The organism is Vibrio sp. Isolate22 (genome assembly GCF_022398115.1).
Classification (GTDB): domain Bacteria; phylum Pseudomonadota; class Gammaproteobacteria; order Enterobacterales; family Vibrionaceae; genus Vibrio.
Map to the genome: position 1 here is coordinate 39,806 of NZ_JAKEUW010000018.1, position 15,604 is coordinate 55,409.

The window sequence follows — 15,604 nt, forward strand, 5'->3', positions numbered from 1 at the left end:
TCACCACAGGCGAGGGTTTTCTTATTTTCGTGACCACTTAATGTAACAAAACAGGGACGCAATGATCACCGCTCCACCCAATAGCTTTTGCATCTCAACGGTTTCACCCAACATACTCACGCTGAGTAATAGTGTCCAAACCGGCTCTAGAATCATAATCAGCGCCGCCACTTCCATATTCACTGAGTGCTGCCCTACCGTTTGCAATAAGTAACGAATAGAAGTCGCCACAACCGCTGAAACAATAAACCAGAAAACCAAGGTTTTAGTGATCTCGAACTCAGGTTGAGCCGTCATTGAAGCGAACGCTAAGCCGCTCACACCCACAATAAATAGCTGCACGCAGATTGAGGCGATAGGCTTAATATTAGTAATCACGCGCTTATTCATTACAAAGTGAATGGACAGCAGCATAGAAGCCAATAAGAAGTAGAGCTGACTTTGTTCGACATGCCAACCGTTGGTCAAGGTGAGCAATAACATACCAATTATCGAAATCGGAAATGACATCCAAAAGGCGCGGTTAGGTTTGACTCGAAACAGCACCCAAGAGACAAATGGCGCAATGATCATCGCGAGGCTCATGATAAATGCCCCTTCAGATAAAGTCTCTGTCACCGAAACCGCAAATACCCACACCTGTAATGAAGCCGACAACAATAAACCCACTCCGCAAAGAGATAGAATCTGCTTAAAAGAGAGCTTGCGAATATAGTGAATACAAAACGGAAGTAGAATCAGGCTTGCCACAACAAACCGTACACCAATGAACACTGGCCCTGGCATTTCTAATACCACCAGCTTAGATGCAATCCATCCGACCCCAGCTAACAGGGTGGCAAATAGGAGATACAACTCCCCACGCATCGCTTTCACGTTCATCATTTTATTCGGTCCAATAACGAAAAAAGCAACCAGACTCTGCCAGGTTGCTTTTTATAAACATTCAACAGGATCAAGATACTATCTCAATACTCTGCTTCAAGCAGCTGTTTTTAGCCTGCGTATGCTGGGTAGTCTGTTAAACCTTTTTCAGCACCACCAAACAGTGTATTCGGATCGTGCGCTGCTAGCGGGTAACCATTTTGAATACGAGCTGGTAAATCAGGGTTAGCAACGAATGGACGACCAAAACCAACCATGTCCGTTACACCTTCAGCCACCGCTTTTTCACCACGCTCGCTGTCGTATTTACCTGCGTAAATCAGTACACCATCATAAGCTTCACGAACTGCAGCTTTAAACGCTTTTGGCGTTTCAGGTGCATCGTCCCAATCCACTTCTGCAATGTGTAGGTAAACAATCTTGTATAGGTTAAGTAACGCTGCTGCCGCTGTGTACGTTTCAACTGGCGTTGCATCAACCGTTCCATTCAATGAGGTAAACGGCGCAAGACGAACACCAACACGGTCAGCACCAATCGCTTCAACCATAGCTTCAACCACTTCACCTAAGAAGCGTAGGCGGTTCTCGATAGAGCCACCGTATTCGTCAGTACGGTTGTTTGCTTCTGAGTCGATGAACTGGTTAATCAGGTAACCATTTGCCGCGTGAAGTTCAATACCATCAAAGCCAGCTTCGATCGCATTAAGTGCAGCTTGACGATACTGTTCAACCACTTCTTTGATGTCTTCTTTGGTCATCTCACGAGGTTCAACAACGTCTACAAAGCCCGGTTCATCAGTACCATTATCGATGAATACTTTTACATTTTCTGCTTTTAGTGCAGACGATGAAATAGGTTGCTCACCGCCGATGTTATCTGGATGCGTCACGCGGCCTACGTGCCAAAGCTGAGCGAAGATTACACCGTCTTTTTCATGTACTGCGTCCGTTACCTTTTTCCAGCCAGCGATCTGCTCGTCAGAATAGATACCAGGTGTCCAAGCGTAGCCCTGACCCATTGGTGAGATTTGTGTACCTTCAGCAATAATCAGACCTGCAGTAGCGCGTTGAGCGTAGTAAGTCGCCATCATATCGTTAGCTGAGTTACCAGGTTGCGTTGCACGAGAACGTGTCATCGGAGGCATAACAATACGGTTTTTAAGCTCGATATTACCAAGTTTAATTGGTTGAAATAGTGCATTTGTCATTGTCATTTCCTCGATTAACCTAGTTGAATCAGTTCGATTTGGTAGCCATCTGGGTCAGTAATAAATGCGATGTGCGTAGAACCACCTTTTACTGGGCCCGCTTCGCGAGTTACGTTGCCACCTAGCGACTTAATCTGGTCACATGCTGCGTAAATATCTTCCACACCTAATGCTAAATGGCCAAATGCGTTGCCCATTTCATACTCATTAGTATCCCAGTTATGCGTTAACTCAATAGTCGTTCCACCTTGCTCGTAACCAACAAAAACCAAGGTGTAGCGGTAATCGTTATTTACGTGGCGCTCGAGTTCTTTCATACCCAAAACTTTGGTGTAAAACTCAATAGACTTTTCTAAATCAGCAACTCGGATCATTGTGTGTAGGAATTTCATATTTCACCCTTTTTAGCCCAGTGACGCAGGCCGATATAATTGAAGTGGAGACCATCCACTTATCTGATAGGGTCAATATACGAGTTGGCTACAAATAAAGGAAATTATCATAAATTCTCAATGTGATAATTTTTTGTTATGAAGGGTTAAGCTGAAGAAAATGTAAAAGTAGCAGGTAACGCTAGTATGAAGCCTTCCAGCTGTTTAACACCTTTGACATCTCTTCTACCGTATTAATAACTTGCTCTCGGAGCCACTTATGCGCGGGATCATTATTCTGTTTTTTTAGCCAAATCAAATGATGAGGAATAGGCTGACAATCAAATGGAGGCTTGAAAATTTGTAAATCGAGGCGCTCTTTGAACTGAATCGCCATAGAAAGGGGAGCTACTGTAATGCAATCGGATTGACTGCACAGCAATAAATTGCTGAACAGAGAACTGCCATGGATCATGATCTTTCTCTGAGACAAATCCAGTGATGTGTAGTGATTGAGGCTTCTCACTTGTCGGCGCGTTCGATCAAGCACGGCATGCTTCTCACTCAAGTATTGCTCAAGAGTAAGTTCACCTTTGATTCTAGGGTGACCATTGCGGCAGATGATCACTACCTCACTCTCGTATAGCTTCTCACTCACCGTGCTCGGGTGTTCTGGCAATACGATATCGATCATCGCATCAAACTTTTGCGTCAACAGATCTTCATGTACTTGATCATCAGAGTCCGCTTGATCATACACCTCTAACGAGAGCCCTTGGTTTGGTAATTCTAAGAACCGATTCAACAGTAACCATTGTAAGTGCTCTGGAATCGACACCGCGAACTTGCGCTCCGCCGTCATTTCGTCAAACGATGCCATGCCTTGGAAAACGCCGTTGAGTTCTTGTATCGGTGCTTTGATCTTCTCGTAAAGGCTTTGCGAATAAGCCGTTGGGACCACTCCCCGTCCCTTGCGCACAAACAACTCTTGATTAACTTCCTTCTTCAACCGCGCCAAGGAGGTACTTATTGTCGATTGGTTGGTATTCAAGTGATCAGCTGCTTTGCTCAAACTACCCTGCTCCATCACCGCAGAAAATACAGCTAACAAGTTAAAGTTCGGAATGTCATTACTCATGATTCTTTACTCAATAGGCGATAGATTGAATTATCTTATCGTAAAACCGATAGAATGGAACGGTCAATTATCGCTCGTTAGTCCAAACTGAGAATGGAGCAACATGCGGTAAGCCTACCTTGAATCACCATTATTGAAGTTCATTTTTATCTCAACGTCTTCATTCAGATCGATATTCCCACTCTAAACCAGCTTAATCATGAACAGTGACTCCGCGACATTTAGGGGCCAATTCAGAGTAAAAGCCTTCAAATTGTCTCAGTTAACATGACACTGTGTTTGCGTGCGGTTTGTTTATCTTCCTGTGCTGAACACTACAATGGCACCAAATCAAAACGACCTTCGGTATAAAAATGAACAATAATAAAATACTTTCACTACTTCTCAGTGGCGCAGCGGTGGCTTATTCAGGCGCGGGCTTGGCAGAGACCGAGCAGTTATCCGTTCAGGAAGCAGCAAAAAAATCGGCAAACCCGGTATCGGATGTGTGGATGCTTATCACTCAAAATGATTACACCTTCTTGGAAAAAGAAGATGGTCATCATGAGATGCAGAACCGTTTGAGCTTCCAACCCGTGATGCCTGTACCTATCATGGATGGCGAGTGGAACTTGGTGAACCGTTTGGTGGCGAACCATTACAGTGCACCTGGTGATCGTGATGAGGGTGACTTCTTCGAAGGTCGCACCAACGGCATGGGCGACACCGTTTTCCTCTCCCTAGCAGCACCAAACCGTGACGATGGCTTCATTTGGGGTGTTGGCCCTACCGTTATTGCTCCAACTGGTACGGATGGTTTGACCCAAGATAAATGGCAAGTCGGCCCTGCTGCTTTGGTCGCAAGATTGGGTAAAGAAACCGGCCAACCAATGAATATCGACAGCTGGAACGTAGGTATCCTCGCGCAGCAATGGTGGGATGTAGGTGGCAGTGATAGCGTCACTGAATCAACAAACCAAGCCGATATCCAGTACTTCTTAAACTACCGAGTCAGTAATACGGCATTAATCGGTATGACACCTAACATTCAAATTGATTGGGAAAAAGATGGTTCAGACCGTTTCACTGTACCTGTAGGCCTAGGTTACATTGATATGTTTAAAGTCGGACCGATGCCAGTTCGCTGGGGTGTGGAACTTCAATATTTTGTAATGAAACCCGATGCTAACGTAGGAACAGCTAACCCATCTGAATACATTCCGTATTCGCCAGATTGGAACTTAAAGTTCTTCGTTGCTCCAGTCACGCTCAACCCTTTCAAATACCCCCCCTGAGGCGGGTTAGTTAATTCAAAATTTTCTGACCTGCCTTCTAGCGAGCTTTTTAACCAATTCTTTGATCCAGGCTAGTTTAGCCCACATAATTTGTAACTCGACTTTGAGCCCGTTCAAATAAATCCATTTGCCGTTTTAATGACCTATCAACCTATCGTAATTACGATAGTTCAATATCGTTATACTGGGTAGATAGCGCCCTTCACACTTCCTATTATTTCGTCAACAAATCAATTCTTAAGCGATATAGAAAACCTAAAAATGTGTAGATGACTGTGTTGTGCACATCATGGACGACGGCCCAAAAAGCTACTGTAACAACCGAACTTCGCAATGGTTGACTCGAGTCTAAGAATGATTTCGCTCGGTGTTTTTAACACTGTGTTCGCGAGAATGCGTTGTCTCTTTGGGCAAAGCGATTTTTAATTGTCATCTAATACTTTTGACTCCAGTCGGCGGTACCGTTAACTGGTATTCAACACCTCTTGCAGATGTCATCTAAAAGTCTTGTACCAAGACTGCACTTTCTCTCTCCTTATTAATTAGGTTGAGATATGAAAATTCTTAAAATTGTTCTGCAGAAAGTTTGGGCCGTCGTGATGGTTCTCGTCAAATTCTGCCTATTTATGGCCCTGATGTTTGCTGGTGCTTGGGCACTTGCTCCTATGGGTAAAATCCACTCCAAAGACATCGACCTTTCTCAGTTCAATAACCACCCGAACGAAATGATGATGAACTTCTTCCAAAGCGAGTACTTCTCCGGTTACTTGTTCTCGGTAACTCTTGCGGTTGTGTTCGCTGCTATCTACGGTATGTGGCAAATCCATGAGCTCGGTGTGCACAAGGCAAAAGAACACAAAAGTGCTCACGTTCAGATTGTATTTGCACTCTCCCTTTGTGGTTTATTCATCAACAAAACCTTCTGGGTTATCGCTCTAGTCATTGCTCTCGCGAACTGGAAACACATCGGTCAGTCGATCAGTGATGTGATCCGCCGTGGTATTCAGCCGAAGCTTCAAAAGTCCGATAGTGACCAAACGATCGCTGAAGACCACAAGACTGATAGTGAACAAGCAAAAGAAACTAAGTCTGAGCAGACAGCAACTGGAAAAGAGGCCGCATAATGAAAGAGATGATGATCCCATACATTCTGATTGTATGGTCCCTGTTTGCGACTGGCGCACTAAAGAAGACAATTAAGAACTACACTTGGGCTGCGATTGGTGGCGTGGTAATTCTAGGCCTATTGGCAATTGTTTCTCGCCTGTGGGCTCCGGTAGATATGACCAACTCATCGACGGTAAAAGCGCCGCATGCTGTGATGTCACCGATCTTCGGCCAGCAAATTGATGAAGTGTTCGTTGACCACAACCAATTGGTAAAAAAAGGCGATGTGATTTACACGCTTGTCGATATCGACTCAGCAGCAGACAAAGCGAAGATCGAATCTTCTATTGTTCAAAAAGAAGAGCAGATCAAACAGATGACGCGTGATTTAGAGCGTGCAGAAACGTCACCGGAGATCTTCAATGCTCGTGATGTTGAAAAGTACCACTCAGATCTTCGCGTGATGCACGCAGAACTGGCTTCACTGAAAGCCGATTTACAAAAAGTGAATTGGGCTCAAGAGAAGAAAACTGTGCGAGCAGAATTTGATGGGCAAGTATCGATTGTAAACATCGCTGAAGGCTCAGTCATGGGCAACATGCACCTGTACAACACCAGTAAAAAGTTCTTAGAGATGCGCATCTCAGACCAGACTTACGGTTACGTGCAAGTGGGCGATTTTGCAGAGTTCTTTGTCGATGCGTATCCGGGTCACGTGTTCCGTGCCAAAGTACATAGCTTTACGGCAGGTACTGGTGAATCAAGCATTTCACCACTGCAAGGCCCACAAAGTGTTGGTCAGCACGTCGCTCAAAACGGCAATGGTTTAGGTCGTACGGTAGTGCTAGAAATCTTTGAACCAGAAGGCTACAACATTCCTATCGGTGCCGCTGGCGCAGCTTGGATTTCAGCGGAGAAGCCCCATCCTTTCTGGGGCTTCATTGACGTGATTGGCGCAGCAACCGTTCGCCTACAATCTTACAAGTCTTACCTAGGTGCTTGGTAAACAAACAACCTATTAAGAATAAAAAATACCCCGCTGATGCGGGGTATTTTATTAGTGCAGCGCTATAAAAATGGCAGCGGGATCAGTTCGAGTCCAAGGACACAGCTGATGCTCATCACCACCAGTAAAGAGACTTTAAAGACCGTCTTTGACCATTGGATATAGTTGGCGCAATCCACCTTACGGAATGTCACCTTGGTCCACATAAAGCATACTGCCGCCGACACCGCTAGGTATTCGTAACCCGCTTCTCCGAGCAAGAATAGCCCAAGAGCAACCGCGCCAAAAGCAACCACGTACGCTTTCATGTGTTTGTGGGCCTTATCGACACCCTCTTTTACCGGTAATACAGGAATACCCGCATCTCGGTAATCTTGAATGCGGAACATCGCAATCGCATACGAGTGCGGCATCTGCCATAAGCAGAACATGATAAACAGCAGCACCGCTTCGATACTCAAGTAGTTTGTCACGCCAAGGTAACCAACTAATGGTGGTACCGCACCAGAGATACTGCCTACGAGCGTGCCATACACCGAATTACGCTTGTACCACATGGTGTAGAAAAAGACGTAAAACACGTAGCCAAGCAACACCACCACCGCAGACATTGGATTAACGTATTGGAACAATAAAGCCGTACCAGCCAGCAACATGACTAACGCATAGATGAATGCGACGTCAGTATTGATGTTGCCCTGAACCAACTCTCGGTTCTGAGTGCGTTTCATTTTTTGATCAATATCGCGATCAAAAATGTTATTCACCACACAACCTGATGCAATCACAAGCCCCACACCCGCCAATGTTGTCAGTAACAACATCGCACTGGCTGGTTCTGTCTTTGCGGCAAGGAAAAACCCCGCCGCAACAGAAATCAGGTTGCCGAAAATGATGCCCGGTTTGGTAATAGACAAATAACTTTTCAGCATACCCTAGCCTACAACTTCATGTTGACGTTCATGTTGTAGATGATCCACACCGAGCCAGCGATCAGGATCAATACAACAATGGCTGTAAACATCAGTGATACTAAGTTCCACTGACCATCGGTTGTTTTCACTTCCATATGTAGGAAGTACTTAAAGTGTACGAAGATCTGCACTAGCGCACAGCCAAACAGAACGACGTAAGTCTCAGTACTTGGAAGCGCATGCGCCCACACAACATAGAACGGAATAATGGTCAGAATCAGTGATGCAACAAAGCCAATCACGTAATCTTTTGCGCCACTGTCTAGATGCTGTTCCATTACATCACCCCCATTAAGTACACGATGGTAAATACACAAATCCAAACGATATCTAGGAAGTGCCAGAACAAGCTCAAGCACTGAAAGCGCATCGACATATTGTCGTTCAAGCCTTTGGTTGAAAGCTGGTGATACGCCACTGCCATCCAAATAAGACCAAACGTTACGTGCAAGCCGTGTGTACCTACCAAGGTAAAGAACGCAGATAGGAACGCACTCTCTTGAGGGCCATAACCTTCAGCAATCAAGTGATGGAATTCATACACTTCCATACAGATAAAAGCTAAACCCAGTAGAAACGTTACTTTTAGCCACTTTTTCAGACCAGCAACATCTTGGCGTTTCATTGCGATCATGCCAAAACCGAAAGTGATACTACTGAACAGCAGTATCATGGTTTCGACAAACACGAACGGAAGTTCGAAGATGTCTTTGCCCGTTGGTCCTGCAATAGAGCCACTTTCTAACACGGCATAAGTCGCGAAAAGCGTGGCAAACAGCACACAGTCACTCATCAAGTAAACCCAGAAGCCAAACAGCTTGTTGCCCGCTGAGTCATGGTGATGATCATGCGAATGTGCAAGATCGTAAGTGTGCGACGGAGTATTAGCTTGCATACGTCGTCTCCAAATCATCTTTATTTGTGTTGTTATCACCGTCAGCGCTGTTCTCACCCACCGACTGTTTTTTCGCTTCTGCTAACTGTGCACGTCGAGCCGCTTCAATCGCTTTGATCTCTTCCACTTCCACGTAGTAGTCAACATCATCGTTGTAGCTGTGTTGAATACACGTCACGACAATGCCAACCAAACTTGCCGCCGCTAGCCACCAGATGTACCAGATCATTGCGAAGCCAAATACCAACGACCATGTAGATACATAAATACCTGTCGGTGTGTTCTTCGGCATATGGATACGTTCGTATTCTTCTTCCTGAGTTGGATCAAACTCGCCGCTTTGCTTTTGATACCAGAACGCGTCTAGCTCATCGCCCTTAGGCAATTTTGCAAAGTTGTAGAACGGCGGTGGTGAAGACGTTGCCCATTCAAAAGTACGTCCGCCCCACGGGTCACCAGTCAGGTCGCGGTTTTGGTCGCGGTCACGAACACTCACGAAGAACTGTACAAACTGACACACAACACCCATCGCAATCACACCAGTACCTGCAGCCGCAACCGCCAGTAGAGGGAAGAATTCAGGGTTAATATCTTGGCTCAAACGACGCGTCATACCCATAAAACCAAGAGCGTAAAGCGGTAAGAACGCCATCAAGAAACCGATGATCCAGCAGTAGAACGCACGTTTACCCCAAACTTCGTTCAGAGTGAAACCTGTCGCTTTCGGGAACCAGTAGCCAATTGCCGCAAAACAACCGAATACTACGCCACCGATGATCACGTTATGGAAGTGAGCAATTAGGAATACTGAGTTATGCAGAATGAAGTCTGCACCCGGTACTGCCATTAGTACGCCCGTCATACCACCAACGGTGAAAGTGATAAGGAAACCAACAGTCCACAGCATAGGTGTTGTGAAACGGATGCGGCCTTTGTACATGGTGAACAGCCAGTTGAAGATCTTAACCCCGGTCGGGATAGAGATAATCATGGTTGCGATACCAAAGAAGGCATTCACATTCGCGCCAGAGCCCATAGTGAAGAAGTGGTGCAGCCAAACGACAAACGCAAGGATAGTGATTGCAACCGTTGCCCAAACCAGTGAGGTGTAACCAAATAGCTTTTTACGTGCAAACGTTGCTGTCACTTCAGAGAACACACCAAAGATAGGCAAAATAAGGATGTATACCTCTGGGTGTCCCCATGCCCAAATCAGGTTCACATACATCATCACGTTGCCACCAAGATCATTAGTGAAGAAGTGCGTGCCGATGTATCTATCCAGCGTCAGTAGCGCGATAGTGACCGTTAGGATCGGGAAAGAGATGATGATCAGAATGTTGGCACACAGAGACGCCCATGTGAAAACTGGCATCTTCATCATTGGCATAGACGGAGTACGCATGCGCAGAATGGTCGCGAAGAAGTTCACACCCGTTAGCGTTGTACCGACACCAGATATTTGCAGCGCCCATATCCAATAGTCCACCCCGACTCCAGGGCTTGCCTCAATACCTGATAGTGGCGGATAAGCCAGCCAACCCGTACGGCCAAATTCACCAAGGCCTAGTGACATATTGGTTAGGATCACGCCCACGACAAATAGCCAGAAACTCAGGTTATTTAGATAAGGGAACGCAACATCACGAGCACCGATTTGCAGCGGCACGATAATGTTCATCAAACCAATAACCAGCGGCATCGCCACAAAGAAAATCATGATCACACCATGAGCGGTGAAGATCTGATCATAGTGATGCGGTGGTAAGTAACCGCTCTCGCCTGCCGCTGATAGCAACTGCTGACTACGCATCATTACCGCATCGGCAAAACCACGAATCAACATGATCATTGCAACAGCAATGTACATGAAGCCCAGTTTTTTGTGGTCTACTGAAGTAAACCATTCATTCCATAAGTATTGCCATTTCCCAGCTTTCGTTACCGCAGCAACAACAGCCAAACCAACCAGCGCAATCACCGCAAGTGTCACGACGATAATAGGTTCGTGGTAGGGAATGGACTCTAGAGTTAATCTTCCAAACATTACGATTATCCTTGGTTTTCCGGCAAACAGTTCATTGAACCAGGGTGCTGGGTCACAACATCAGTGAACAAAAATGGTGGGACACTAGAAAACAGCGTCACAGGTTCAGCGACACTTGGCGCTGCCAGTGAACGGAACTGCTCCCAATCTTCAATGCGATCAGGGCTTGCCTTCACCGACTCCACCCAGTTTAAAAATGCCACTTGATCAGGCAGTGCTGATGCTGTGAATTTCATCTGAGAGAAACCTTCGCCACTGTAGTTCGATGCAAAACCTTTGAAGTCACCTTCGTGGTTTGCAATCAAGTTCAACTTGGTCACCATTCCCGGCATCGCGTAGATCTGCGAACCAAGACGCGGGATAAAGAACGCGTTCATGATGTTGTCTGAAGTCAGCCTAAACGTAACAGGAACATCTTTCGGGAATGCCACGTAGTTAACCGTTGCAATGTGTTGTTCCGGGTAGATGAACAGCCATTTCCAGTCCAGCGATACCACTTCAATCACCATTGGCTGTACATCACTTTCTAGAGGCTTAGACGGCTCTAGTTCGTGTGTTGAACGCCAAGTGATGGTCGCAAGAATCGCAATAATGATGATTGGAATCGTCCATACAACGATTTCAATCTTGGTCGAGTGCGCCCAGTCAGGTGCATACTCTTCCGTGGTATTGGTTTCGCGGTATCTATAAGCAAAGTAGACCGTCATTAGGATCACAGGGATAACGACAATCAGCATCAGGAGTAAAGCAGTAATAATCAGCTCTTTTTCCTGAACGCCAACGCTACCTTTAGGGTCGAGCAATGCGGAGTTGCATCCTTCGAGCATTAGGGCAGTTGCCACCAAACCAATCCTCGACAGGTTTGCTCTCGATAAAATGCGTTTATATCTTGAAGCTTCCATTAACTTTCTCGATGGTTATCCAGTCTCAAATCGAACGTCCGAGTACTGGTTATCATGGTCATTAGAATATTTATGTGTTGAGCATGTGAAACGCTGCATCTCAAAGGGAAGCCGAATTGAGTCTAATTTTGTTTGGTGAAAACATTACCGCACGGTTAAAACCACACAAAAATTATGACTTAATTGTTACACTTTGAAATACATTGTTACATTTGGCGCATTATGGGGAGTTGGAATTGAAAGCTCACCCAGCAAACTTGAAAACTAACCTTCCAGTTATGAAAGTAGAATGACTGAAATGACTCGAGAGAAAGGTGCACGAGATAGATGTGCCACACCAACAAAGCTAATTGTGGAAAGGAATCGCAAAGAAACAATTGATGGAGAAACAGGTAGCCAACAACCACCACAGCGATGAACTACATTAGAAATCGTGAATTAAACAAAGCGTGATCAAGTTCAAGTTTATGAATTCACATACAAGTTTAGTGGTATTCATAAATAAAATTGTTAGCACGAAGTATTCATTGTCAACATGAATAACAAGCTTCATTTCATCGCGTTGATGGGTATCGAAATAGAAGGTCAACCAAGCTAAAGCAGAGTAAAAGGAGTCGTTTTGTCGTCAAAATACAGAGACAAGTACGCCCTTACTCTCCCACTTCGAGGAAAATAAGGGCGCTGGTTTGCCAATTATGCCGCTTGTTGTGCCACAGTTTTGCGTTGCTTTTTAGTCATCAAATGATAAACCACAGGCACAAAATAGAATGAGATAAGTGTGGTTAATACCGTACCGCCAACAATCGCAACCGCGAACGGAGGCCAGAATCCACCACCAGCAATAATCAACGGCATAAATCCACCGACAGTGGTGATCGTCGTTGAGCAGATATGACGAGTACACGACATCACCGCCTCTACAACGGCATCAACATTGCCAGATGAGGCTTGTTCGTCGAGCTTCAACTCCGTCAAAATAACGATAGCTGCATTAATCGCTAGCCCCGCAATCCCAAGCATCGCTATGATCACCGTAAAGCCAAATGGATAGCCGAAGATCCACACCGATAGTAACCCTAGCCCACCAGCCAATGCCGCTACCATAAAGATGATGCTACTTAGTCTAAACGAGTTAAACGACATCACGACGACTAACACCATCAACACCACCACAACGGCGACATTCGAGATAAGACTATTTACCGAATGATCGCGCTCTGCCGACTCACCGCCAAACTCGATGCTGTAGCCCGATGGAATTTCGTAACTTTCCAAGCGTTGTTGGAACTCATTGAGCACGGTTTGCGGCAAGACGCCCGCTTCAATGTAGCCCTCTATGGTGTTAACACGTTGCCCGTTACGACGAGTAATCGCACCACGACTGGTGGTCAATTCAAGCTCAGCCAAAGTCGAGACATTAATGCCGGTCGAGTAGACCTCAGAACTGATTGGCAAACGGATATTACTTAAATGCGCTAAGTTTTCACGCGCTTCATCAGCAACACGAACACGGATAGGCACCGACTCACTCCCCTCAATCACAGAGCCACTCTCTCGACCAGTCAGTGTAGTTTGCAACATGCCAGCAAACTGATTCAGTGAAATACCATTGAGTTTTGCCGTGTCTTCATCGACCTTCAGCCACACCTTAGGTGTACCCGGCTGCAAGGTTTCTCGCGTATGAGTTACATGAGGAACACCTGCTAATATCAAACGAATATCTTCACCAATCGCTTTCAAAGTATCGAGGTTTTCACCGTAAACACGCAGCTCAACTGGCGCAGTAAATGGAGGGCCTTGGTTAAGCTTACGTACCAAGATTTGTGCTTCCGGTACCTCTTCATCTAACACCTTTTGCAACTCAGGAATCAACGCATTCGCCTGAGTAAAGTTTTCCGTTTTGACCATAGCTTGCGAGAAGTACGGCGCGTTATTTTGTCTTGCTTGTAGGTTGTAATAGAAAGACGGGAAGTTTGCACCCACCAGCCAATCAATACGCTCCACTTCTGGGTAACGATGGATGATGTCGTCTATTTTTTCCGAGGTATTCTTGGTCGCATAAATGCTCGCCTGAGGTGGCATGTATACCTGAATCTCAAACATGTCTCTGTCTGATGGCGGGAAGAACTGCTCAGTCAGCTGAGACATGCTCCAGTAGCCAGTAAACGGCACCAACAATACCAACGCAATTGTGATGATTGGATGCGTGACGCCAAAACGGACTGAAGATGAGAACCAACGTGTTAGAGCAGGAATTCTTAAGCCCGTCATGTACCAGTGATGTTGCCCTTTCTTATCGACATCACTGAGTTGTTTCGGCAGTAACCTTGTCGCTAGGCCAGCAATTAAGGTGTGCGAGATAATGTAAGAACCGATCAATGAGAAAGAAACGGTAATCGCAATACCACCGACAAACTCACCCGATGCACCCGGCATCAAGATAATCGGTGCAAACGCCAGAACCGTGGTCAAGGTTGAGCCCAACAACGGCACCCACAAGTGCTTCAGCGCATTCATAGTCGCTTCTGCTCTGTGCTGCCCTTTCAATCGATACGCCTGAATGGTATCAACCATCACCACCGCGTTATCGACCATGATCCCGAGCGCAACAATCAAGCCCGTGACTGACATCTGGTTGATTGGCACACCGGTCATTTTCATGATCGATAGCGTAAGCAGTGAAGTGAGTGGCAGCGAAATAGCCACCAATATTGCCGCACGGACACCTAAGGTCACGAACAATACAATCAAGATCAACCCGAAACCGATCATCAAACTTTTACCTAAATCATCTAGGCGAGTTTCGGTATAGCCCTGCTGATTAAACAGCACGGTGACATCGATATTACTTGGCAGCTCTTGTTGAAACTTGTCGATCAAAGCGTTCGCACGTGAAGTCCAGTTATCAACCCTCAGATCAGGGTGCATTCGCGCCGCGACGATCACACCCGGTTCACCATCAATAATGGCAATCTGATCTTGTGGGGTTTTCTCACCACGCCTTACCGAAGCTATGTCTTCCATGCGGATGATGTGACCATTGCTATCCGTCGCGATAGGGACTTGCTTAATACGCTCAATCGAATCAAGCTCCGATTCAATCTCTAAACCAAATCGAGAATACGCGCTAACCAGTTCGCCTGCTGAGTTTTTAGCATCTGCCCCTTCTAGCGACTCTGCGATGTTTGAACTAGAGCGACCAAGCGCTGCAGCATCAGCTGTTCGTAGACTTATCTGGATTTCTTCTTGAGGCATCCCGTATTCATCAACGAACTCAGTGCCCGACAAGGTTCTTAATCGCTTGGCTAACTCTTTGGCATAACGCCCTAGTGTTAAGCGATCAGGCTCACCTGCACCAGACCAAGTCAAAGAAGCAATGGTGGTGAAAGCATAGGTATGGTCACTGTCGAAATCGGGAGAATGGGCACCCGCAGGTAAAATGGATTCGATGTCAGACAGCTTGTCACGTGCTTGCGACCAAACCGGTTCGGGCTTGGTGATAGTGTCATCAAGCTCAAGCGTCACAATAGACACGCTCGGCCTTGAGGTTGAGCTCACCAGTTTAACTTCACTCAGCTCACGAAGCTTATTCTCGATAACCTCCGTAACCAAAGTTTCCACTCGTTCGGCACTGGCGCCTGGAAAACTAGTGGTGATGTTCGCATAACGGTTGATGATCACCGGATCTTCTGCGCGTGGTAGCGTCATGAAGGCTGAAATGCCACTCACCATCAGCAACGCGGTCATTAAGATCAGCAGTCGGGTATTGGAAATAGTCTCTATGATTTTCATACTAT

13 protein-coding genes are annotated in these 15,604 nt (G+C 46.0%); 3 read left to right on the forward strand and 10 right to left on the reverse strand.

The genetic code is table 11. The features are described 5' to 3' along the window. Positions 1-21: 21 nt before the first annotated feature. The 4 genes from L1D55_RS12520 to L1D55_RS12535 form a co-directional block, all read right to left on the reverse strand. On the reverse strand, positions 22-885 hold the full coding sequence (locus tag L1D55_RS12520; protein WP_239917628.1) for a DMT family transporter: 864 nt from the start codon (positions 883-885) through the stop codon (positions 22-24). Between the two features lie 110 nt (positions 886-995). Next, the gene (locus tag L1D55_RS12525; protein WP_239917629.1) at positions 996-2,093 is read right to left on the reverse strand and encodes an alkene reductase; all 1,098 of its coding nucleotides are present in this window, start codon (positions 2,091-2,093) and stop codon (positions 996-998) included. A gap of 14 nt (positions 2,094-2,107) precedes the next feature. Continuing rightward, positions 2,108-2,485 carry a lactoylglutathione lyase gene (gloA, locus tag L1D55_RS12530; RefSeq protein ID WP_061031810.1) on the reverse strand — a complete coding sequence of 126 codons (378 nt, stop codon included), beginning with the start codon at positions 2,483-2,485 and terminating at the stop codon, positions 2,108-2,110. 181 nt (positions 2,486-2,666) lie between these two features. Then, positions 2,667-3,602 carry a LysR family transcriptional regulator gene (locus L1D55_RS12535; protein ID WP_239917630.1) on the reverse strand — a complete coding sequence of 312 codons (936 nt, stop codon included), beginning with the start codon at positions 3,600-3,602 and terminating at the stop codon, positions 2,667-2,669. Positions 3,603-3,955: 353 nt separating this feature from the next. Here L1D55_RS12535 and L1D55_RS12540 point away from each other — a divergent pair, with 353 nt between their 5' ends. From L1D55_RS12540 to L1D55_RS12550, 3 genes are all read left to right on the forward strand, one after another. Beyond that, positions 3,956-4,876 (forward strand): hypothetical protein, encoded by a 921-nt coding sequence (locus tag L1D55_RS12540; protein ID WP_239917631.1) that lies wholly within the window; start codon positions 3,956-3,958, stop codon positions 4,874-4,876. Positions 4,877-5,430: 554 nt separating this feature from the next. Then, positions 5,431-6,000 (forward strand): magnesium transporter, encoded by a 570-nt coding sequence (locus L1D55_RS12545; RefSeq protein WP_128161376.1) that lies wholly within the window; start codon positions 5,431-5,433, stop codon positions 5,998-6,000. Continuing rightward, positions 6,000-6,989 (forward strand): biotin/lipoyl-binding protein, encoded by a 990-nt coding sequence (locus tag L1D55_RS12550; protein ID WP_171369107.1) that lies wholly within the window; start codon positions 6,000-6,002, stop codon positions 6,987-6,989. The genes L1D55_RS12545 and L1D55_RS12550 overlap by 1 nt, the downstream gene beginning before the upstream one ends. Positions 6,990-7,051: 62 nt before the next feature. Here the strand turns inward: L1D55_RS12550 and cyoE are convergent, their stop codons facing one another. The 6 genes from cyoE to L1D55_RS12580 form a co-directional block, all read right to left on the reverse strand. Then, positions 7,052-7,921 (reverse strand): heme o synthase, encoded by an 870-nt coding sequence (gene cyoE, locus L1D55_RS12555; RefSeq protein WP_239917632.1) that lies wholly within the window; start codon positions 7,919-7,921, stop codon positions 7,052-7,054. 8 nt (positions 7,922-7,929) lie between these two features. Then, positions 7,930-8,241: a cytochrome o ubiquinol oxidase subunit IV gene (cyoD, locus tag L1D55_RS12560; protein ID WP_004740018.1), complete on the reverse strand. Its 312-nt coding sequence runs from the start codon at positions 8,239-8,241 to the stop codon at positions 7,930-7,932. Then, complete coding sequence (gene cyoC, locus L1D55_RS12565) at positions 8,241-8,858, reverse strand: cytochrome o ubiquinol oxidase subunit III (protein ID WP_239917633.1); 618 nt, start codon at positions 8,856-8,858, stop codon at positions 8,241-8,243. The genes cyoD and cyoC overlap by 1 nt, the downstream gene beginning before the upstream one ends. After that, on the reverse strand, positions 8,848-10,905 hold the full coding sequence (gene cyoB / locus L1D55_RS12570) for a cytochrome o ubiquinol oxidase subunit I (protein WP_239917634.1): 2,058 nt from the start codon (positions 10,903-10,905) through the stop codon (positions 8,848-8,850). Before cyoB ends, cyoC begins: the two co-directional genes overlap by 11 nt. Positions 10,906-10,910: 5 nt before the next feature. Continuing rightward, the gene (gene cyoA, locus L1D55_RS12575; RefSeq protein WP_239917635.1) at positions 10,911-11,807 is read right to left on the reverse strand and encodes a ubiquinol oxidase subunit II; all 897 of its coding nucleotides are present in this window, start codon (positions 11,805-11,807) and stop codon (positions 10,911-10,913) included. Positions 11,808-12,500: 693 nt separating this feature from the next. Further along, complete coding sequence (locus tag L1D55_RS12580) at positions 12,501-15,599, reverse strand: efflux RND transporter permease subunit (protein ID WP_239917636.1); 3,099 nt, start codon at positions 15,597-15,599, stop codon at positions 12,501-12,503. Between the last annotated feature and the right edge of the window lie 5 nt (positions 15,600-15,604).